This window comes from Parasedimentitalea nitratireducens (assembly GCF_057444295.1).
The window spans coordinates 69,697-89,243 of record NZ_JBYAXC010000003.1 but is presented as its reverse complement, the minus strand read 5'-3'; the positions used below and the strand labels follow the sequence as shown (position 1 = coordinate 89,243).

Annotated in this window: 21 protein-coding genes and 1 tRNA gene; 11 read left to right on the top strand and 11 right to left on the bottom strand. The window is 55.8% G+C overall.

Annotated elements, in window-relative coordinates; genetic code table 11:
* Positions 1-49: 49 nt before the first annotated feature.
* The 7 genes from AC2T28_RS11060 to AC2T28_RS11030 all read left to right on the top strand — a co-directional run bounded on the left by AC2T28_RS11060 (position 50) and on the right by AC2T28_RS11030 (position 6,972).
* Positions 50-1,204 (top strand): deoxyguanosinetriphosphate triphosphohydrolase, encoded by a 1,155-nt coding sequence (locus AC2T28_RS11060; protein WP_486749054.1) that lies wholly within the window; start codon positions 50-52, stop codon positions 1,202-1,204.
* 101 nt (positions 1,205-1,305) lie between these two features.
* Positions 1,306-3,051, top strand: coding sequence for an arginine--tRNA ligase (gene argS / locus AC2T28_RS11055; RefSeq protein ID WP_486749053.1), 1,746 nt, complete (start codon positions 1,306-1,308; stop codon positions 3,049-3,051).
* An 82-nt stretch (positions 3,052-3,133) separates the two neighbouring features.
* Positions 3,134-4,234, top strand: a complete 1,101-nt coding sequence (locus tag AC2T28_RS11050; RefSeq protein ID WP_486749052.1) for an SPOR domain-containing protein — start codon at positions 3,134-3,136, stop codon at positions 4,232-4,234.
* On the top strand, positions 4,234-5,265 hold the full coding sequence (gene nagZ, locus AC2T28_RS11045; protein WP_486749051.1) for a beta-N-acetylhexosaminidase: 1,032 nt from the start codon (positions 4,234-4,236) through the stop codon (positions 5,263-5,265). Before AC2T28_RS11050 ends, nagZ begins: the two co-directional genes overlap by 1 nt.
* Positions 5,258-6,049: a segregation and condensation protein A gene (locus AC2T28_RS11040; protein ID WP_486749050.1), complete on the top strand. Its 792-nt coding sequence runs from the start codon at positions 5,258-5,260 to the stop codon at positions 6,047-6,049. The genes nagZ and AC2T28_RS11040 overlap by 8 nt, the downstream gene beginning before the upstream one ends.
* Positions 6,049-6,702: an SMC-Scp complex subunit ScpB gene (scpB, locus tag AC2T28_RS11035; RefSeq protein ID WP_486749049.1), complete on the top strand. Its 654-nt coding sequence runs from the start codon at positions 6,049-6,051 to the stop codon at positions 6,700-6,702. The genes AC2T28_RS11040 and scpB overlap by 1 nt, the downstream gene beginning before the upstream one ends.
* Before the next feature lie 69 nt (positions 6,703-6,771).
* Positions 6,772-6,972 carry a hypothetical protein gene (locus AC2T28_RS11030; protein WP_486749048.1) on the top strand — a complete coding sequence of 67 codons (201 nt, stop codon included), beginning with the start codon at positions 6,772-6,774 and terminating at the stop codon, positions 6,970-6,972.
* Here the strand turns inward: AC2T28_RS11030 and AC2T28_RS11025 are convergent.
* Complete coding sequence (locus AC2T28_RS11025) at positions 6,932-8,092, bottom strand: MFS transporter (protein ID WP_486749047.1); 1,161 nt, start codon at positions 8,090-8,092, stop codon at positions 6,932-6,934. The genes AC2T28_RS11030 and AC2T28_RS11025 overlap by 41 nt on opposite strands.
* Positions 8,093-8,163: 71 nt before the next feature.
* On the opposite strand from AC2T28_RS11025, the gene AC2T28_RS11020 reads away from it, so the two are divergent.
* Positions 8,164-8,694 (top strand): Lrp/AsnC family transcriptional regulator, encoded by a 531-nt coding sequence (locus AC2T28_RS11020; protein WP_486749046.1) that lies wholly within the window; start codon positions 8,164-8,166, stop codon positions 8,692-8,694.
* Between the two features lie 6 nt (positions 8,695-8,700).
* Here AC2T28_RS11020 and AC2T28_RS11015 read toward each other — a convergent pair whose 3' ends face one another.
* The 8 genes from AC2T28_RS11015 to AC2T28_RS10980 all read right to left on the bottom strand — a co-directional run bounded on the left by AC2T28_RS11015 (position 8,701) and on the right by AC2T28_RS10980 (position 14,278).
* The gene (locus AC2T28_RS11015) at positions 8,701-9,780 is read right to left on the bottom strand and encodes a 2'-deoxycytidine 5'-triphosphate deaminase (RefSeq protein ID WP_486749045.1); all 1,080 of its coding nucleotides are present in this window, start codon (positions 9,778-9,780) and stop codon (positions 8,701-8,703) included.
* 144 nt (positions 9,781-9,924) lie between these two features.
* Positions 9,925-10,001, bottom strand: a tRNA-Pro gene (locus tag AC2T28_RS11010).
* A gap of 56 nt (positions 10,002-10,057) precedes the next feature.
* Entirely contained in the window at positions 10,058-10,771 is a 714-nt protein-coding gene (locus tag AC2T28_RS11005) for a MerR family transcriptional regulator (protein ID WP_486749044.1), read from the bottom strand.
* A gap of 13 nt (positions 10,772-10,784) precedes the next feature.
* Entirely contained in the window at positions 10,785-11,087 is a 303-nt protein-coding gene (gene ihfA, locus AC2T28_RS11000) for an integration host factor subunit alpha (protein ID WP_486749043.1), read from the bottom strand.
* Positions 11,088-11,178: 91 nt separating this feature from the next.
* Positions 11,179-12,150 carry a beta-ketoacyl-ACP synthase III gene (locus AC2T28_RS10995; RefSeq protein WP_486749042.1) on the bottom strand — a complete coding sequence of 324 codons (972 nt, stop codon included), beginning with the start codon at positions 12,148-12,150 and terminating at the stop codon, positions 11,179-11,181.
* Positions 12,151-12,164: 14 nt separating this feature from the next.
* Complete coding sequence (gene plsX / locus AC2T28_RS10990) at positions 12,165-13,277, bottom strand: phosphate acyltransferase PlsX (protein WP_486749041.1); 1,113 nt, start codon at positions 13,275-13,277, stop codon at positions 12,165-12,167.
* Positions 13,278-13,314: 37 nt separating this feature from the next.
* Positions 13,315-13,515: a 50S ribosomal protein L32 gene (gene rpmF, locus AC2T28_RS10985; protein ID WP_486749040.1), complete on the bottom strand. Its 201-nt coding sequence runs from the start codon at positions 13,513-13,515 to the stop codon at positions 13,315-13,317.
* A gap of 226 nt (positions 13,516-13,741) precedes the next feature.
* Positions 13,742-14,278, bottom strand: coding sequence for a YceD family protein (locus AC2T28_RS10980; RefSeq protein WP_486749039.1), 537 nt, complete (start codon positions 14,276-14,278; stop codon positions 13,742-13,744).
* 85 nt (positions 14,279-14,363) lie between these two features.
* Here AC2T28_RS10980 and AC2T28_RS10975 point away from each other — a divergent pair, with 85 nt between their 5' ends.
* The 3 genes from AC2T28_RS10975 to AC2T28_RS10965 all read left to right on the top strand — a co-directional run bounded on the left by AC2T28_RS10975 (position 14,364) and on the right by AC2T28_RS10965 (position 17,523).
* Positions 14,364-14,831 carry an outer membrane protein assembly factor BamE gene (locus tag AC2T28_RS10975; RefSeq protein WP_486749038.1) on the top strand — a complete coding sequence of 156 codons (468 nt, stop codon included), beginning with the start codon at positions 14,364-14,366 and terminating at the stop codon, positions 14,829-14,831.
* 63 nt (positions 14,832-14,894) lie between these two features.
* Complete coding sequence (locus AC2T28_RS10970; RefSeq protein WP_486749037.1) at positions 14,895-15,635, top strand: GNAT family N-acetyltransferase; 741 nt, start codon at positions 14,895-14,897, stop codon at positions 15,633-15,635.
* An 82-nt stretch (positions 15,636-15,717) separates the two neighbouring features.
* Positions 15,718-17,523 (top strand): ABC-F family ATP-binding cassette domain-containing protein, encoded by a 1,806-nt coding sequence (locus AC2T28_RS10965; protein ID WP_486749036.1) that lies wholly within the window; start codon positions 15,718-15,720, stop codon positions 17,521-17,523.
* Between the two features lie 210 nt (positions 17,524-17,733).
* On the opposite strand, the gene AC2T28_RS10960 is transcribed toward AC2T28_RS10965, so the two are convergent.
* Positions 17,734-18,489, bottom strand: coding sequence for an SDR family NAD(P)-dependent oxidoreductase (locus AC2T28_RS10960; RefSeq protein WP_486749035.1), 756 nt, complete (start codon positions 18,487-18,489; stop codon positions 17,734-17,736).
* Between the two features lie 50 nt (positions 18,490-18,539).
* Positions 18,540-19,484 carry a GNAT family N-acetyltransferase gene (locus AC2T28_RS10955; protein WP_486749034.1) on the bottom strand — a complete coding sequence of 315 codons (945 nt, stop codon included), beginning with the start codon at positions 19,482-19,484 and terminating at the stop codon, positions 18,540-18,542.
* Positions 19,485-19,547: the final 63 nt, after the last annotated feature.

Genomic DNA, 19,547 nt, shown 5'->3' with positions numbered 1-19,547 from the left:
TAGAAAGGTGAAAGCCAGGCGACAAGATTTTCAAAGGAAAAGATTACATATGCATGCGCCTTATGCTTCGAACCCCGATAATATCCGAGGCCGTCTGGTCAATGAGGAAGAGAGCAGTTTTCGCTCTCCGTTCCAACGGGACCGTGACCGGATCATCCACGCCAGCGCCTTTCGCAGGCTAAAGCATAAGACCCAGGTGTTTGTGGAACACGAAGGCGACAACTATCGCACACGTTTGACCCACTCGATCGAGGTGGCGCAGGTGGCGCGGACCATTGCCGGGTCGTTGGGGTTGAACCAAGAGCTGACAGAGGCTGTCGCACTGGCCCATGATCTGGGCCATACGCCCTTTGGTCACACCGGAGAAGACGCGCTGCATGAGCTGATGTCACCCTATGGCGGGTTTGACCATAACGCACAGGCCATTCGCATCGTGACTGCGCTGGAGCGCCATTATGCTGAATTTGACGGGTTAAACCTGACCTGGGAGACATTAGAGGCGATTGCCAAGCATAATGGCCCTGTCGTGGGAGAGCTGCCCTATGCGCTGGCGGACTATAATGCGATCCACGACCTTGAATTACATACTCACGCCAGTGCCGAGGCTCAGGTGGCCGCATTGGCGGATGATGTCGCTTATAACAATCACGACCTGCACGATGGTCTGCGCGCCGGGTTGTTTAGCGATGAGGATATCGCCCAGTTGCCGATGATTGGCCCCGCCTATGCCAAAGTGGATGAGCTGTATCCCGGGCTAGACAGTAATCGGCTGCGACACGAGGCGCTGCGACGTGTGTTCGGTGTAATGGTTGGGGATGTGATCAATACCTCCCGGGCGCTGATAAAGGACAGTTGCGTACAAAGTGTCGAGGCTGTGCGGGCGCTGGATCACCCGGTGGTGCAGTTCTCGGATCAAATCTGGATCGAGCTCAAAGAGATCCGCGCCTTTTTGTTCACCCGTATGTATCGGGCCCCCTCGGTCATGGTGAAACGCTCTGAAGTGTCCAAAGTGGTTGAGGCACTATTCCCGTATTACCAGCAAAACCCGCTGCACATGCCCGAACGCTGGCATCCCGAAGTTCAGGCCGCCAATAGTGAAACAGCGCTGGCCCGGATCGTGTCGGACTATATCGCTGGGATGACCGATCGATTTGCCCTGCAAGAGCATCAGAGGCTGATCAAGGGGCTGGAAGTCAGCAAGTAAGGGTTAAAACTGCCACTCAGCGGGCTTGGATCGCTCTATAGGTTATTGACCCTTGGGCTGGGCATGGTAGGTCGCATCTCTGAACCAATGGGACGCCAGACATGAACCTGTTTACAGATATTCGCTCGCTTGTGATTGAAAGCCTCGACGCTATGGCGTCCGAGGGTAGCCTGCCCGCAGACCTGGATCTGCGAAATGTCGCGGTCGAGCCTCCGCGAGATGCGGCCCATGGCGATATGGCAACCAATGCGGCGATGGTTCTGGCGAAACCTGCCAAAACGAAGCCACGCGATATTGCCGAGGCCTTGGCTGCCAAGCTGGCGGCCGATGATCGGATCACCTCGGCCGAAGTTGCTGGACCTGGGTTTTTGAACCTGCGTTTGGCGCCGTCGATCTGGCAAGGCATCCCGAAATCCGTTCTCAGCGCCGGGCTGGACTTTGGCCGCTCGGACATGGGCAAAGACATCAAGGTCAACGTAGAATACGTATCAGCCAACCCAACCGGCCCGCTGCACGTGGGCCACACCCGAGGTGCGGTTTTTGGCGATGCGCTGGCCAGCCTGCTGGACTTTGCCGGATATGGCGTCACCCGCGAGTATTACATCAACGACGGCGGCGGACAGGTCGATGTTCTAGCCCGCTCGGTCTACTTGCGGTACCTCGAGGCACACGGTCAAGAAGTTGCATTCCCCGATGGCACCTATCCCGGTGACTACTTGATCGAGACCGGCGAGGCGCTGAAGGAGAAAGTCGGCGACGCTTACATTGACCAGCCCGAGGATGTCTGGCTACAGGACGTACGCCTGTTTGCAACAGATGCGATGATGGACCTGATCCGCGCCGACCTGAAATCACTGGGCGTGGTGATGGATACGTTCTATTCCGAAAAATCGCTGTATGGCACAGGCCGGATCGAGGCCGCCATTGCCGAGCTGGACGACAAGGGCTTGATCTACGAAGGCGTGCTGGAGCCACCAAAAGGCAAAAAGCCCGAAGGATGGGAGCCGCGTGAGCAGACCTTGTTCAAATCTACAGAACATGGCGACGATGTGGATCGTCCGGTCAAGAAGTCTGACGGTGCCTGGACCTATTTCGCGCCGGATATCGCCTATCACTATGACAAGGTTGATCGTGGTTTTGACATGCTGATTGACATTCTTGGTGCTGATCACGGTGGCTATGTTAAGCGCCTGAAAGCCGCTGTGTCTGCGCTGTCAGATGGCAAAGTGCCGCTGGATATCAAGCTGACCCAGTTGGTGAAGCTGTTCAAGGATGGTCAGGAATTCAAGATGTCCAAACGGGCAGGGACTTTTGTCACTCTGCGCGATGTGGTGGATCTGGTTGGCCCGGATGTGACCCGGTTTGTGATGCTGACCCGTAAAAACGATGCAACATTGGATTTTGATTTCTCCAAGGTTCTGGAGCAGTCCAAGGACAACCCAGTGTTCTATGTGCAGTACGCAAATGCCCGGATTTGTTCGACTTTGCGAAAAGCTGCGGACGAGGGTATCAATACCGATGATGCCACGTTTGAAGCTGCGGACCTTACATTGCTGCAAGATCCTTCACAGCTGTCGGTCGCCAAGAAGCTGGCTGAATGGCCGCGCCTAGTGGAAATCGCCGCACGGACGCATGAACCTCATCGCGTTGCCTTCTATCTCTACGACCTGGCTTCAGATCTGCACGGGTTGTATCATCTTGGCAAATCTAACGAAAATTTACGTTTTGTTAACACGAGCAGCCAATCGGCAACACATGCGAATTTGGCGCTAGCCCGGGCCGTTTCGATTGTTATTTCTGCTGGTTTGGGTATTCTAGGGGTGAAACCGGCGCAGGAGATGCGATAAAAATCGCGCACAACGTCGGCCTGAGGCAGTTCTAGAGACCCAACAATGCGCAATGACGCATTAAATGGGCAGTGAGGCGGACATGGCGTATAGCGCGCAAGCTGGCGGTAGCCAGGCTTATTCTCTTCAGGGTGCGACCCCTTCACAGGGGGCATCTTATGGTGCGCAGCACCAACAGCAGTATCAACAATACGATCCCCAAGCCTATGAACAGGGCCAACAGCAGGCGGCAAGCTACAGCACGCCTGCAGCCCATTCAGGTGGGATGGCCAAGGCACTTGGCATGTTGGGCGCCGTGGCGTCGTTGGCGCTGATCGTTGGCGTCGGCGTTTGGGGCTACAAACTGGTTGCCCGTGATGTGAGCGGTGTTCCTGTTGTGCGCTCGCTTGAAGGGCCGATGCGTATCCAACCAGATAACCCTGGTGGTCAGGCCGCTGTTAATCAGGGGTTGGCCGTCAATGCAGTTGCCGCCAATGGAACCGCCGCTGATCCAGCCGATCGATTGACCTTGGCGCCGGCGTCTTTGACCCTGACAGATGATGATGTTCCTGTTGCCGAAGTTGCGATCACCGAAGCACCTAAGGTCGTAGCGGTGCAGGGCGACGCGGTCTCAGACGAGGCTGTCGCGGCCTATCAGAGTGGTGAAATCAACGCTCTGGTCGCTGAGTTGACCCAAGGCGTTACACCGTTGACTGAAACAACAAGCGAAGCTTCCGCAACTTTGGCTTCGGTCGTTGCTCCGGTTATCACTCAGCCTGCACCGCTGCAGCCTGCTGTGACCGAGAGTGCTTCGCCAACAGTTCTAAATGCCCCCGGCGTAAAGGTCTCGCTGCGCCCCTTGGTGCGTCCGGCCCGGTTCCCGTCTGCACCTGCTTCTAATTCAGCGGCCCAAATCAACGCGGCGCTAGACGTCGATGCTGGTAGCCTTCCTGTTGGCACCCGCCTGGCACAGCTTGGGGCCTATGACAGCGCAGATGTCGCGCGCTCTGAATGGGATCGTATCCACGGTCGGTTCTCGGACTACCTGGACGGCAAAAAACGCGTGATTCAGAAGGCCGAAAAAGGTGGTCGTTCGTTCTATCGCCTGCGGGCAATGGGTTTTGATGATCTGTCAGACGCGCGCCGTTTCTGTGCAATTCTTGTCGCAGGAAATGCGGACTGCATTCCCGTGACCACACGTTGATGCGGTTCGGGGCCACCATCCTTGATGCCGAAGGCCTGAGGCTGACGGCCGAGGAAACAGCTCTGTTTCGCGATACAAACCCATTTGGGTTTATCCTGTTTGCCCGCAACATCGATACCCCGGACCAGATTCGGGCGCTGTGCGATGACTTTCGCAATGCTGTGGGCCGCAACTGCCCTGTAACAATCGACCAAGAGGGCGGACGGGTTCAACGTCTGCGTCCGCCGCTGGCCCGGCAATGGATGCCGCCACTGGATCACGTTGAACGGGCTGTGGCCCAGGCTGCGCCTTCGGTTGATTTGGAGCCAGTCGCGCGGGCTATGTATTTGCGGTATCGTTTGATTGCAGATGAATTGCGTGCCTTGGGCATCGATAGCAACTGCGCCCCAATGGTGGACCTCGCAGGTGACGGCACCCATGCTTTCCTGAAAAACCGTTGCTATGGCGGTGATGTTGATACCGTTACCGACTTAGGTCGAGCCTCTGCGCAGGGCCTGCTGGATGGTGGCGTGTTGCCGGTGCTAAAGCATATGCCGGGGCATGGGAGATCTACACTCGATAGCCATCTTAGCCTACCACATGTCGACACCGATTTGGCCACCTTGACGGCCAGCGACTTTGAAGCCTTTCGCCAGTTGAACGATCTGCCGATGGGGATGACGGCCCATTTGGTTTACGAGGCGATCGATCCTGTTCCTGCCACGATCTCCCCAGTCATGATCCAGTTGATCCGCGATCTAATCGGATTTGACGGGTTAATTATGACCGATGATATTTCGATGAAGGCGCTTCAGGGCACGCCCGCGGAAATGGCACGCGCGTCGCTGGATGCAGGATGTGATGTTGCGCTGTATTGCAATGGTCCACTTGCCGACCGTTCCGCGGTTGCCCAAGCCGCCGGTGAGATGACCGAAGCGGCTCAAATCCGTGCCCAACGCGCCCTTGATGCGCGCCAAACTCCCGTAGAACTTGACATTGACGTCGCCGAAGAGGAACTATCTGCCCTAATGGGCGGACTGGTATATGGCTGACGATCTGTTTCAGGAGACTGCGCAATCGGTGGCCGAAAGGCTGGCGGCCGAAGCGCTTATTGTGGATGTCGACGGGTACGAAGGCCCGCTTGACGTGCTGCTTAGCCTGTCGCGCACTCAAAAGGTTGATCTGCGCAAAATTTCCGTGTTGGAATTGGCGCGGCAATATCTCTCTTTTGTTGAACGTGCCAAAGTGCTGCGGATTGAATTGGCCGCAGACTATTTGGTGATGGCCGCTTGGCTGGCCTTCCTTAAATCGCGATTGCTATTGCCGCCTGAACCGGGCGAAGAAGGCCCTTCGGGCGAAGAACTGGCAGCGCACCTAGCGTTCCAGTTGGAACGCCTGCAGGCCATGCGCGACGCTGCTGCGCGGCTGATGGCGCAGGACCAATTGGGGCGTGACTTTTTTGCCCGTGGGCAGGCTGAAGACATCACTCGCATCAAAACCGTAACCTATAGTGCCACCTTGCTGGATCTAATGCAGGGCTATGCGCGTATTCGCACCCGTGACGACTTTCGCCCCTTTGTTCTGGATCGGGAATCGGTTTTCACCATGGAAGAGGCGTTGGAGCGGATGCGCGGATTGATTGGCTTTACCGGTAGCTGGACTGACATGCTAAGCTATCTGCCCGATGGGTGGCACAGCGACCCGGTGAAACGCCGCTCTGCGACAGCGGCAACCTTTGCAGCGGCGCTGCAGCTGGTTAAAGAAGGGAAACTTGAGGTGCGGCAATCTGAAACATATGCCCCCATTCAACTGCGAAGTCGCAGCGAGGATCATTGATGGAAGACCGAATTGTCGATCCTGAAGAGGGCGCCGAAAGCCTGTTTGACGCGCCTGTGATGGCCGAACAAGAGCGCATGGTTGAAGCGGTCCTGTTTGCCAGCGCCGAGCCGATAAGCATTCGCGATCTTGAGGCCCGCATGCCCCATGGCTGCAATCCTGCCGAGGCCTTGGCGCATCTTCGCAAGAAATATGAGGGTCGCGGTGTGCAAGTGGTGCGTGTTGGTGACCGTTGGGCTATGCGCACGGCCCGCGACCTTGGATTTCTGATGCAGAAAGAAACGGTTGAGACCCGCAAGCTAAGCCGCGCTGCAACCGAAACCTTGGCGATTATTGCCTATCATCAGCCCGTCACCCGCGCCGAGATTGAGGAAATCCGCGGTGTTTCTGTGTCACGCGGTACTATTGATCAGCTGATGGAAATGGAGTGGATCCGACTGGGCCGTCGCAAGATGACACCGGGCCGCCCGGTGACCTTTGTCGTAACACCTCACTTCCTGGATCACTTTGGTCTTGAGAGCGCGAGAGATCTACCGGGGCTGAAAGAGCTGCGCGCGGCTGGCTTGCTTGAGAACCGTCCGCCACCGGGCACTACCGAACTTGGTGATCTTGATGACCAAGATGAAGAGCAGCCGGAACTGTTTGAAGACTAATGCGCGCGATGGCCTCTAAATCGTCTTAATTCACTGGTAAGTTTTAGCGAAAGCAATGGGAACTGCGTTATGAATATGAACACGATCATCAATATGGTTGTTCGGCAGCTGGTGCGCCGGGCGGTGAATTTCGGTATTGGCGCTGGCATCAATGCGGCGTCGAAGGCGGGAAAGGGGCGTCCGGCTGATAGCCAGACCGCTGCACCCCCAGTTGATACCGGCCCTGCGGCTAAGCAGGCACGTCTGGCGCAGCGTGGGCCGTGGAAGTAACACGTCGCAGGCTAAGTGCCTCGACAGTTTCGATCAGGCAGAGCGCCACAGACACCGTTAAACAGCCAACGAGCCCCCAACCGGCATAGGCCAGACCGCCTAGGACGGGCACCGCAAAGATGCATAGATAAGTAACTGTGCTGAACAGGCCCATGATGGCGCTGCGTTGTGACGGGTCCAGCGCGGTCAGGCGCGCCACAACCAAGTTCAATCCAAAATGCTGGGTGATGCCCCAGGCAACAGCCACGGCCAGTAGCCCGTAGAATGTGCCAGACAGAATGATCATGGCGCCATATACCAGCGTAATGGCGAGAAAGGCTGGCGCGGTAACGCGGGCCATCCCCAGGCGGTCAAGCAGCGGGTCAGCAAAGACCGCCAACCCAAAGCCAATTCCGTAGAACAGGGGCACCAAGCCTGCCTGTGTTGTGCTGAGTCCCAAATCGACAGTGACATGCGCGCCGATGAAGAAATAGGTGACATAAAAGGCGAGCATAAGTAGCGCGGTGGCAAGTAACCCGCGGGTTATTCCGGGCACTTTGAGGGCGGTCAGCGGCGAGGTTGCACGTGCAGCCGTGTTACCCAAATGACGGAGCTTGGCGCTGGTCAGCCAAAGCAGAGCTGCGCAGAGCGCCAAGGCACAGTAAACCGCGCGCCAACCCAGTAGGTCAGTAATCCAGGCACCTAAGCTGACCCCTAGCACCAGTGACACGGTCCAGCCGGTCAGTACCGCGCCCAGTGTCTGGGATTCACGGCCGGGCAGGGCAATTGTAACGGCCAAGGTGTAGATCGACGGGAGGGCAGCACCAGCTGCAAGCCCACATACAGCCTGCGCTACTATCAAACCCAGCACATTTGGAGATGCCGCACTGGCTGCCAAGCCTAGTGCCAACACGATCAGAGCAGCACGCAGCACGCGGCCTGCGCCGATTCTGTCTCCCTGTGGGGCCAAGGCCAACGCAGCTGCAGCTACACCCAAACCATATGCGCTGGCAGCCTGCATAACCTGAGCAGCGCTGACACCAAGGTCGGTGCCGACTGCAGTTACCAATGGCGACAGCAACAACGAGTTGGCACCAATCACTCCTATTGCGGCGAGTAGTATGAGTATGGATGCCAACATTGCCTTGCTCCGAATTTAGTTCAGAGATATTAGCTATAGGCAGAACTAAGTTCTGTGAAGGGATCAGCTCTATGGCTTTAGAAAAAACAGATAGCATTCAGAGAAAACCCCGGGCAGAGCGGGGCGTGGATGAGATTGACCGAAAAATATTAGGTGAGCTGAGCAAGGATGCGACCCAAGCCTACGCTGCGATTGGGCAAACGGTTGGCTTGTCACCACCTGCGGTTCATGAGCGTGTTAAGCGGTTGCGGGCGTCTGGTGTAATCAAGTCAACGGTTGCGCAGCTGGATGGGGCCGGGGTTGGCAAGCCGCTGCTGGCCTTTATTCATGTCGACACGGTGGGATGGGGCAAGACCACAGCGCTGATGGCCCTGGGCGATTGGCCCGAGGTCGAAGAAATCCATTCAGCAACTGGTGATACCTGTTTGATCCTCAAGGTGCGTGTGGCGTCTACTCTGGCGCTTGAAGGGCTACTATCGCAGCTCTACGATACCCAAGGCGTGCGTGGCACGCGGACCTACATGACGCTTTCGACGCATCTCGAACGTTCAGTTCAAGCCGAGGTTTCGACCGACTTAGAGGCGATGACTGTAATCAAATAATACGAACTAGCCGGGGGTTTTGAAGTGTTTTGAAAGCTTCAAACCCTGGCCCTGATAATTCGACGCAATTCCAGACCCATAGAGCTGCTCGGGTACCTCGGCCATCTTTTCATAGACCAGACGACCCACAACCTGCCCATGTTCCAGCACAAAAGGCGCCTCGTGGCAGCGCACTTCAAGCACGCCTCGCGAGCCAGCGCCACCGGCAGCGTCGTGGCCAAAGCCGGGGTCAAAGAAGCCAGCGTAGTGTACGCGGAACTCACCCACCATCGCCAGATAGGGCGCCATTTCAGCGGCGTATTGCGGAGGGATGTGAACCGCCTCGCGGCTGACAAGAATGTAGAACGCACCGGGGTCGAGGATAATGCGGCCATCGGTGGTGCGCACTTCTTCCCAGTAGTCACGCGGATCGTATTCGCCGATCCGGTCCAGATCTATCACTCCGGTATGCGGCTTGGCACGATAGCCAACCAGATCACTGCCGGGTAGCTGCAGGTCGACCGAGAATCCAAGGCCGTCTTGGATAACTGCGGGGCCGTCTACCAGTGGCGACTGTAGATGTAGGGCATTCAACTCGTCGTCGCTCAAAACGGCTTGTCCGGTGCGGAACCGAATTTGGTTCAAGCGCATACCGGGACGCACCAGGACCGAAAAGGAGCGGGGGCAAATTTCAGCATAGAGCGGGCCAGAGTAGCCGGGTTTGATCCGGTCAAACTCAGCGCCGCCATCGGTGATGGTACGGGTCAGAAGATCCAGACGACCGGTCGAACTTTTAGCGTTGGCAACGGCGGACACGTCATCAGGCAGGGCGAGCCCTTCCATCAAAGGAACCACATAGACACAGCCCTTTTCAAGAACAGCGCCAATGCTCAGGTCGATTTGATGCATCTCAAATTCGCGCAGGCGATCAGATACGCTTTGACCTTCGCCTGCCAAGAAGGATGCACGCACACGGTAAGCAACATTGCCCAAGCGCAGATCAAGGCTAGCAGGTTGAATTTGTCCGGACACGGTGGGTTCGGCAACGCTGATCTCACCGTGATCCAGCATTGCTTCAATGGATTGGCTGGGCAAAACGCCTGTCATGACTGTTCCCTTTAGTTGCAAACCCGGTTTAATGCGCCGGGTGATGCTGGCTTATTTTATGCCGCATTCAATTTGTCCTACATGCAAATACTTGCCACTGATACACAAAACGCCCGGGTGAATGAACACCCGGGCGTTTTTGTATGGTCGGGCTAGCAGGACTCGAACCTGCGACCTTCCGTCCCCCAGACGGACGCGCTACCAGGCTGCGCCATAGCCCGTTATTGAGAGCGTTCTACTGGATTTCAGGGCAGGGGCAAGAGGTAATCTTGGTCTTTTATGAATTGGCTGGAATATTGTTTTTACTGGTGGTCAAAGCTCGGAGTTGGTCGAAACAAATCAACGCCTCTGCTTGCGAGTTTTCACTTAATGTTGTGACATGGGCTAATCGCGCCAGTACACCCAGCCGTTCGACGACATATGCATCATCAGCAATATCTTCAATTTCGACAACCTGTGGGCTCGGCGCTGTGTCCGCCGTTTCGTGAGTGACCCCATTTGGCTGGTCGACAGCTGCATGGGTCGAAACTGGTTCTGATTCGTCTTCCACAGTCAGCCATTCTTCGGCGGGTTCCGGCGCTGGTTCTGCAACCAAGTCAGGTTCAGGCAGCGCATCGAGATCCATATCCATTTGCGCTGGAGAAGGCTTTTTCGGTTCTGAAAAAGGAACCACTGTCTCGTCGGTTTCTACTACCGGCATAGGATCCGCATTTTCTTCCAGCGAAGGAGACATGTCGGCGACATGAGATGCGCCTTGGTCCCGTAGCAAGGCCTGAACCTGTTTTATGGTTTGGCCCTCGTCGTGCAAAAGCCGCTTAATTCCACCCAATAGCAACATATCAGACGGGCGGTAGTAGCGCCTGCCACCAGCCCGTTTTACAGGTTTGATTTGAGTGAACTTGCTTTCCCAAAAGCGCAAGACATGCGCAGGAATCCTCAACCATTCCGCAACTTCACTAATGGTGCGAAAGGCATCAGGTGATTTTGACATGTGACAGGACCCGTTACGACCGGTTGCCGTCTGCGACACGATCTTTCATCAGATGCGATGGCCGAAAGGTCAGAACGCGACGTGGCTGAATAGGAACTTCCTCGCCGGTCTTTGGGTTGCGCCCAATGCGGGCAGACTTGTCACGGACGCTAAAGGTCCCAAAAGACGAGATTTTTACTTGCTCGCCACGTACCAGTGCATCGGACATATGGCCAAGCATGCTTTCAACCAGTTGGGCACTTTCGTTGCGCGAGAGGCCTACTTCGCGAAAAACGGCTTCGCTCAAATCCATTCGAGTCAGAGTAGTATCACTCATAGCCAATCCTCATGTGTTTTATAAATAATAAGGGGAACGGAATTTCCCTGTCAATATCAATGATTTGCAATAGGTGGATTAGCCAAACTGCTTACCACCGTAAGGCAACTGCTCCCCAGGCTAGTCCACCACCAATCGCTTCGGCAACAATAAGGTCGCCTTTTTTGATTTTTCCACTCTGTTTGCCAACTGACAGGGCTAGCGGAATCGAGGCTGCTGAGGTGTTTCCGTGGTCCTGAACGGTCACAATGACCTTGTCCATGCTGACACCCATCTTCTTGGCAGTGCCTTGAATAATACGGATATTTGCCTGGTGCGGCACAACCCAATCCACATCAGTGGCGGTCAGTTCTGCTTTGTCGAGGGCGGTATGAGCGGTTGATGCAAGTTTTTCGACTGCATGACGGAAGACCTGATTGCCCTGCATCCGCAAAAAGCCAGTGTTCTGGGTCGAAACGCCACCATCTACATAAAGAAGGTCCTTGTAGCGGCCATCTGAATGAAGGTCGGTCGACAAAATTCCCCGGTCATCGCTGGTGCCGGCGCCGTCTTGTGCTTCGATGACCAATGCGCCAGCGCCATCACCAAACAGGACACAGGTTGAACGGTCGGTCCAATCCATGATCCGGCTAAAGGTCTCAGCCCCGATGACAAGGACCTTGTTGGCTTGACCCGACAAAACAAGGGCGTTGGCATTGCTCAGCGCATAGACAAAACCGGCACAAACGGCCTGCACGTCAAAGGCAAAGCCACGAGTCATGCCCAGAGCTGCCTGAATCATAGTTGCAGCGGAGGGGAAGGTCAGATCAGCGGTTGATGTCGCAACAACAATCGCATCAATGTCATCTGCTACACAACCAGCGTCTGCCAGCGCAGCTTTGGCGGCGTTTGTTGCAAGATTAGACGTTGTTTCGCCTTCGGCAGCAAAATGGCGCCGCTCAATGCCCGAGCGGGAGCGAATCCATTCGTCCGATGTATCCAGCGTGGCTTCGAACTCGGCGTTTTCAACCACGCGCTCGGGAAGATAGTGCCCAACACCGGTAATCACAGCACGTCGCGTCATTCTATTGCCTGCCTTTAGTCTTTTTGAGTCGTGGCCCGAGTGAGTTCACGGGCAGGTTTATCTTGGGTAAGCTCAACAGAGGATGCAACCCGTGCAGCCAGCTTTTCTGCAAAGCCCTGTTGTGCCAAACGGAACGCCAGTTTGACTGCAGCTGAAACACCAGTAGCATCAGCCCCGCCGTGGGATTTGACCACTGTGCCATTCAAGCCGAGGAAGACACCGCCGTTAACCCGCCGTGGGTCAATCTTTTTCGACAGCCGCGTCAGCGATGGCAACGCCAAAAGCGCCGCTAACCGTGATAAGATGGAGTATTCAAAGGCCTGTCGCAGTGTTGAGCGGATCAAGCTGGCGGTGCCTTCGCCCGTTTTGATCGCGACATTGCCAGTAAAGCCATCTGTCACAATCACATCAGCTGCGGTCCCGGGGATATCGCTGCCTTCGACAAAGCCAACAAATTCAAAGTTGCCCCGTTCGGCATGATCCGCGATCAGCGAATAGGCCTCTTTTAGCTCAGCATGGCCTTTGTGCTCTTCGGTGCCAACATTCAACAGCCCCACACGAGGGTGGGAAATATCCATTGAGTTGCGGGTATAAGACGTGCCCATGAGGGCGTATTGCAGCAAGTCCTGGGCATCTGCGCGTACATCTGCACCAACATCCAGCATCACATTGAACCCCTGAGGGTTCCCAGATGGCCAGAGAATCGCAATTGCGGGGCGATTAACGCCGGGCAATTTACGCAGGCGGATCATGCTGACCGCCATCAGCGCGCCAGTGTTGCCACAAGATACCGCACCGGCGGCTTCGCCTTGCTTGACGCAGTCAATGGCCGACCACATCGAGGTGCCCTTGCCATTGCGCATCACCTGAGAGGGTTTGTCCTCCATGGTGACAACGTCACGCGCATCTCGCAGTTCAACACGACCGTCAAGGATGCGTTTTTTGGAGACCAGGGGTTCCAGCTGCTCGATGGGGCCATGCAGGATGAACCTGATGTCCGGGTTCATCTTGGCAGACATAGCAATGCCGGCCACAACAACCGTTGGACCGGCATCTCCGCCCATAGCGTCAACCGAAATGGTGATAGGGCCGACAGTTGCCTTAGATAGATCGGTCTGAACCGTCATGCGAAAGCCTGCCTGCCAAATGAGCGTGGAACGCGGCTTATGCCGCGTCCAGATCGACTTCGTCGTTCATGGCGACGATTTCTTTTTCACCGTAGTTGCCGCAGGAGGGGCAAACGTGGTGAGGGCGCTTCAGTTCGCCGCAGCTCGAGCATTCGTTCGGGTTTGCAGCAACCAGGGCATCGTGTGCACGACGATTGTTGCGACGCGACTTGGATACTTTGTTCTGTTGGACAGCCATGTCTCAACCTTTGTCTACTATGGCTATGGGGCAGAACCCGAAGCCTGATTTCGTTGTTCGTTTCAAACGGTGTGACGTGCGTTTAGGCCGCGGCCCGCCCGATGTCCAACCATAATTCCGATGAGCGCGCAAAAATACTGCGAATCTGGCGCGGTGCAAGCGGTTTTTAGGTCAGCATTGCCGTTAGGGCTAGTCCTGATCTGCCCCTGTTTCAAGAAAATGCCGCTTACTGTTCTTTTTTCAGCTGATTCTTAAGATCCGCCAATCCGGCAAACGGGCGGGTATCTTCATCGCGCATGGGCTCCTGGCCCGGAACGGTAAACACGGCCTCGCCCAGTTCGGCACCGTCTTTGCGTGGATATTGCGGCAGAGCGAGTGCCAATGCCTCAATCATCACGGCGTGTGGATCAATGTGGCTGCCCAGGTGTTCGACACTTTCATCTTCGGGCATTTCAACTTCTGGCTCGTCTGGATCTTCTAACCCTGCAAGGAAATGGCGCTCTACCGGTACATCGATACGGGTGGTGACTGGTTCCAGTGTAACAACGCATTCCTGCTGTACGGTTGCCCCAAGCTGGGCGGCTAAATGCCAGTCGCGGCGATCGCGTGCTTGCAACTGCCCGCTAAACCGGACTTTGCGTAATCCACGCAAACCCAGTTCGTTGGCCAGCGCGGTCAAGGTCGCGTTATCGGGGCGAATATCAAAGGTTGTTGGGCTGTTTTGAGGTAGATCAGTAACGCGCAGGGCGGTGGTGTCAGTCATTTCAGAGACTTTCATTTCTTGAACCGGAGGCCGGCATTAGGTAAGCGGGTTCAAAGGCGTTATCAAGCCGCGACGGGGGAGCAGTATGTTTGCATTGGCAAATCGGGTGAGAAGAGTGATCAGGGTTTCGGTCTTAGCGGGAGCTGGGATGGTGATTGCCAGTTGCTCTGCACAATACCGCAACCACGGTTTTGTGCCCAGCGAAGAAGACTTGGCTGAGGTAGTATTGGGGGTTGATACGCAAGATTCGATCTCTGAAACCATTGGCGCGCCGTCGTCTTCGGGTGTTTTGGATAGCTCCGGGTATTACTATGTTGCAACTCGAATGCGGCACTATGGACCGAGTGAACCCAAGCCTGTGTCTCGCGAACTTGTTGCCATTACTTTTGATCAAACCGGTGTCGTCAACGGTGTTGAGCGATATGGGTTGGAAAATGGTCAAGTGATTCCCCTGCAGCGGCGCGTAACAAGTTCGGGCGTGCAGGATAAAACCTTCCTCAGGCAGCTATTGGGTAGTTTGGGCAACATCGGACCTGGCAGCGTTATTGAGTGATTGGTCAACCGATTGGAGGCTGACCAAACATCTCAAACTCCTGCTGTTCTGCGGAGATCTTCCATGTCAAACGGCCAGGAGATCTTAAATAAAGGAAATTACCGGGTTCGTATCGCAAATACACCCGGTGATTTGGCTGCGACCTTGGCGCTGCGCGCGCTGTGTTTTGAGACCAGTAAGACCGATTTGGAAGCGGTGGACCAAGACTGTTCCCACTTGCTAGTAGAAGACACGCGCACCAACGACTTGGTGTGTTCATTTCGAATCATGCAGCTCTCTGATGGTGGTCGGATCTCACAGAGCTATGCTGCGCGGTATTACGGCTTGTCGGCATTGGCAAATTTTTCTGGTCCGATGATTGAGCTGGGCCGGTTCTGCATACACCCAGATAGGAAAGACCCCGATATTCTGCGTATGGCATGGGGCGCACTGACGCGGCTTGTTGATGAACATGATGTGCAGATGCTGTTTGGCTGTTCGTCTTTTGCGGGCACTACGACCGAGCCGTATCAGGACGTTTTCAAACTTCTGAAAGACCGCCATCTAGCCCCCTCACGTTGGCAGCCCAAGGTGAAAGTGGAAAATATCTATCCATTTGCAAGAGTTTTGCGGGGGGAGCCTGACGTGAAGTTGGCTTTTGCTCAGATGCCGCCCTTGTTGCGTAGCTATTTGGTCATGGGAGGGTGGGTCAGCGATCATGCCGTGGTCGACGACGAGATGAATACCCTGCATGTTTTTACTGGACTGGAGGTGAACTCCATACCTGCAGCGCGCCAGCGACTTCTGAGAGCACTGGCAGAGTGAAAACGGCTGATAACCACGAAGAATAGTCTTTTCGACAATGCAGAGCGTTGACCTGTCTCGGGTGGCGCGATAGCTGGCTGCTATGGCACGTATTCCTCTTTTGCAAATGTCCGATATCTCACTAACCTTTGGTGGTGAACCGGTGTTTTCCGATCTTGATCTGGTAGTTCAACCTGGCGACCGTGTGGCGCTGGTAGGACGAAATGGATCAGGTAAATCAACTCTGATGAAGGTCATGGCCGGATTGGTCGAGGCCGACACCGGAAGCATTGTGATCCCGCAAGGGCGCTCGGTTGGCTATATGGAGCAGGACCCCACGATGGAGGGGTTTGCGACCCTAGGCGATTTTGCCTGTAGCGAGCTGGAACCAGGTGAACTGTACAAGGTCGAGCGGGCAGGTGAGGGGTTGAAGTTTGATCCCGCCAGATCGGTTGAAACCGCATCGGGCGGTGAACGGCGTCGGGCGGCCTTGGCCAAACTGATGGCTGAATCGCCAGATTTGATGCTGCTGGACGAGCCCACAAACCATTTGGATATCGAGGCAATCGGCTGGCTTGAGGGCGAGTTGAAATCGACCCGTGCCGCCTATGTTCTGATTTCTCACGACCGGGCGTTCTTGCGGGCTTTGACGCGCGCGACGCTGTGGATTGATCGCGGACAGGTGCGGCGACAGGAAAAAGGGTTTGATGCCTTTGAGGCCTGGCGTGACACCATCTGGGAAGAAGAAGACATGCAGCGCCACAAGCTGAACCGGCTGATCAAGTCTGAGGCACGCTGGGCGGTGGAAGGCATCAGCGCACGACGTAAGCGCAATATGGGGCGGGTGCGGGCTCTGCGAGACCTGAGAGCCGAGCGTTCCAGCCAGATCACACGTCAGGGAACAGCAGATTTTGCGCTCGACGCGTCCCCCAAGTCGGGCCGCAAGGTGATTGAGGCCGAGGGACTGTCCAAGGGATTTGGCGACAAACAGATCGTCATGGATTTCTCGATCAAAGTGCAGCGCGGCGACCGGGTTGCCTTTGTTGGTCCCAATGGTGTGGGCAAGACCACGCTGCTGAAAATGCTGCTGGGTCTGGAAGAGCCGGATCAGGGCACGGTAAAGCAGGGGACCAAGCTGGATATTGCGCTGTTTGACCAGACCCGTGATCAGTTGAACCCGGATCTGAGCCTGTGGGACAACCTGACCACAGACCCAGAAATGGGTGTGTCGGGTAAGTCAGACCAAGTGATGGTGCGCGGTAATCCCAAGCACGTTGTTGGCTACCTCAAGGACTTCTTGTTTGACGAACGTCAGGCCCGTGCGCCGGTGCGGTCGCTGTCTGGGGGCGAGAAAGCTCGATTGCTGCTGGCCAAGCTGATGGCGCGGCAAAGCAATCTGTTGGTCTTGGACGAACCCACCAACGATCTGGACATCGAAACGTTGGATCTGCTGCAGGAACTGCTGGACAGCTATGACGGAACCGTACTGCTGGTAAGCCACGATCGGGACTTTCTGGACCGGGTTGCAACCACAACAATCGCCATGGAAGGCAATGGGCAGGCTACAGCCTATGCTGGGGGATGGAGTGACTATCTCGACCAGCGCGCGCCCGTCGAAGACGAAAAGTTGGAGAAGGCCAAAGTTGCAAAGCCAAAGGCCAAGCAAGAAACAAAAGCTGCATCTGGGTTATCGTTTACTGAAAAGCATAGGCTTGAAGCTTTGCCGGATGAAATGGAACGGCTGGAGCAAGAGATTGCCAAGCTGGAACAGCTGATGGCAGATCCCGAGCTGTTCACGCGCGAGCCGGTGAAGTTCCAAAAGGCAAGCGATGCTTTGGTTCAGCGCCAACAGAAACTGGCCGAATCGGAAGAGGAATGGCTGGAGCTGGAGGAAAAGGCTGGAGGGTGAAATGTTTCGCGCGCGAAACATTCGCTAAAATTGTCGGTTGTTTGGTAACAGACCGTATAGGTCTGCTACCTGTTTCTTAACTTAAGATGTTGCCTCTATTCCGTTGGGAATAAAATAGAAACGCCTAACATTCACGCCTTATGCTTCAGCAGATGCCCGCATTCGCGCAACGGGCACAGAGCGGTGGCAACACCTTGAGTTTGAACGAGCTCAGCGCATGCGCAGGGCGCCGTCCAGGCGGATGACCTCGCCATTCAGGTAACCCATTTCGACAATGAACCCGGCGGTGCGTCCGTATTCCGAAGGGTCACCCAGACGGGCCGGATTGGGAACATCAGTGGCGAGTTGTTCTTGAACTTCCTCAGGCAGGCCAGCCAGCATCGGGGTCATAAAGATGCCCGGCGCAATGGTCATCACGCGGATGCCGGTTGAGGCCAGATCACGTGCCATGGGCAGGCACATGCCAATCACACCACCTTTGGAGGCGGAGTAGGCGACTTGCCCTTTTTGCCCCTCGATAGCGGCGATAGAGGCAGTGTTGATGATCACACCACGGGCACCATCGGATTCTGGTTCATTCTTGGCAATCTCAACCGCTGCCAGACGTGCAACGGTGAAGGTGCCAACCAGATTGATGTCTATGGTGCGCTTATAGGCGTCCAGCGGGTGGGGGCCATCGCGGCCCACGGTTTTGATGCCATAGGCGATACCAGCGCAGTTCACGCAGGCCGAGATCCGGCCCATCTTTTCGACAGCATAAGCAACGGCCGCGGCCACCGAGTCTTCGTCGGTGACGTCTGTTTCGACAAAATGCCCGCCAATCTCCGCTGCAACGGCTGCACCGCGTTCTGCATCGCGGTCCAGAATTGTGACCTGTGCGCCATTTTCAGCAAAATGACGCGCCGTGGCCTCACCCAGACCCGAAGCGCCGCCAGTTATCACGGCAGCGGTGTTAGACAATTTCATTAGACGACTCCTAGCGGTATCTGAACGTATGTTCAGATAAGCATGGGAGACTAGGCCTGTCCAGTTTTCCGGGGCGTCATTAATCTGCGATCTAGCGAGGCTAGTGGGCGCAACAGTCGGCCCATTGGGGGCCACCAAGCCCAGGTGCCGCCCAAACTTTGGGAATTTGCGCCAGTGCCCAGCTTAAACCGCGCAAGCCCGGCTGCGTCTTCGGTGTTGATCACGCCTAGATCCAGTTGCTTGTAGTCTTGAGCTGCAAGCCAGTTCATCGCCCGCCACATCAGCAAGTTATGCGCCGAGAGTGTACGGCCGCGATCTGTGGTGTGGCTAATGTGATAGGTCGCGCTTGCGCCGTGGCACAGGATCAGCATCGCGGCGACCACTTCCTTGCCCTCGTGTGCCTGGAACAGTTTTGCCTTGCCGGGGTTTTCCTGAATATACGACAGGGTCAGATCCAGCGGCCAGCTCCGATACCCGCGCTGCCCCTGTTGTTTGGCGTCTGCCCGAAGCAGCCAGTGATCGGGATCCAGTGGCATGTTCTGCCGGGTGATCCGCAGCTTTTGCGACTCGGCATGTTTTAGGCGATTGCGCCATTTCTGGTGCAGATTGGCGCGCAGATCATCCATATCTAAGGACAGATCAAGCTGTGCAACCTTTGCCGGGCTCATCAGTGGTACAGCGCCTAGCTTGGCCAGTTCTGGTACCGGGTTTTCGGGTGACAGGATGACAGGTGTTCGGCGAATCCCTTGTTCTTGCAACATTTCCAGCAAGCGAAGAGGTTTGTTGACCTGAGCGCGATTGACCATGGCGACATCAACACGATCCCAGATGCGGCGGCGCATGACCAACGTGTCATTGAGTTGATCAAGGACTATGGGATCTTGTCCCCTAGCACGAAGGGTGCGGGCAAACTCTTGCGACTGGGCAAGAGAGAAGATGGGAACAGAGCGTTGGATCGGGCGGGGCATGACATCTGCTGGCATAAAATCAAACATGCGCTCATTAACCATGTAGAAACCTAAATGATGGTTAATGAACTCATGAAAAATGCATCAATT

Bases quoted from the DNA above. Each gene is read 5' to 3' on its own strand.
- AC2T28_RS11060 (WP_486749054.1), top strand. From the start codon at position 50: ATGCATGCGCCTTATGCTTCGAACCCCGATAATATCCGAGGCCGTCTG.
- argS (WP_486749053.1), top strand. From the start codon at position 1,306: ATGAACCTGTTTACAGATATTCGCTCGCTTGTGATTGAAAGCCTCGAC.
- AC2T28_RS11050 (WP_486749052.1), top strand. From the start codon at position 3,134: ATGGCGTATAGCGCGCAAGCTGGCGGTAGCCAGGCTTATTCTCTTCAG.
- nagZ (WP_486749051.1), top strand. From the start codon at position 4,234: ATGCGGTTCGGGGCCACCATCCTTGATGCCGAAGGCCTGAGGCTGACG.
- AC2T28_RS11040 (WP_486749050.1), top strand. From the start codon at position 5,258: ATGGCTGACGATCTGTTTCAGGAGACTGCGCAATCGGTGGCCGAAAGG.
- scpB (WP_486749049.1), top strand. From the start codon at position 6,049: ATGGAAGACCGAATTGTCGATCCTGAAGAGGGCGCCGAAAGCCTGTTT.
- AC2T28_RS11030 (WP_486749048.1), top strand. From the start codon at position 6,772: ATGAATATGAACACGATCATCAATATGGTTGTTCGGCAGCTGGTGCGC.
- AC2T28_RS11025 (WP_486749047.1), bottom strand. From the start codon at position 8,092: ATGTTGGCATCCATACTCATACTACTCGCCGCAATAGGAGTGATTGGT.
- AC2T28_RS11020 (WP_486749046.1), top strand. From the start codon at position 8,164: ATGGCTTTAGAAAAAACAGATAGCATTCAGAGAAAACCCCGGGCAGAG.
- AC2T28_RS11015 (WP_486749045.1), bottom strand. From the start codon at position 9,780: ATGACAGGCGTTTTGCCCAGCCAATCCATTGAAGCAATGCTGGATCAC.
- AC2T28_RS11005 (WP_486749044.1), bottom strand. From the start codon at position 10,771: ATGTCAAAATCACCTGATGCCTTTCGCACCATTAGTGAAGTTGCGGAA.
- ihfA (WP_486749043.1), bottom strand. From the start codon at position 11,087: ATGAGTGATACTACTCTGACTCGAATGGATTTGAGCGAAGCCGTTTTT.
- AC2T28_RS10995 (WP_486749042.1), bottom strand. From the start codon at position 12,150: ATGACGCGACGTGCTGTGATTACCGGTGTTGGGCACTATCTTCCCGAG.
- plsX (WP_486749041.1), bottom strand. From the start codon at position 13,277: ATGACGGTTCAGACCGATCTATCTAAGGCAACTGTCGGCCCTATCACC.
- rpmF (WP_486749040.1), bottom strand. From the start codon at position 13,515: ATGGCTGTCCAACAGAACAAAGTATCCAAGTCGCGTCGCAACAATCGT.
- AC2T28_RS10980 (WP_486749039.1), bottom strand. From the start codon at position 14,278: ATGACTGACACCACCGCCCTGCGCGTTACTGATCTACCTCAAAACAGC.
- AC2T28_RS10975 (WP_486749038.1), top strand. From the start codon at position 14,364: ATGTTTGCATTGGCAAATCGGGTGAGAAGAGTGATCAGGGTTTCGGTC.
- AC2T28_RS10970 (WP_486749037.1), top strand. From the start codon at position 14,895: ATGTCAAACGGCCAGGAGATCTTAAATAAAGGAAATTACCGGGTTCGT.
- AC2T28_RS10965 (WP_486749036.1), top strand. From the start codon at position 15,718: ATGGCACGTATTCCTCTTTTGCAAATGTCCGATATCTCACTAACCTTT.
- AC2T28_RS10960 (WP_486749035.1), bottom strand. From the start codon at position 18,489: ATGAAATTGTCTAACACCGCTGCCGTGATAACTGGCGGCGCTTCGGGT.
- AC2T28_RS10955 (WP_486749034.1), bottom strand. From the start codon at position 19,484: ATGTTTGATTTTATGCCAGCAGATGTCATGCCCCGCCCGATCCAACGC.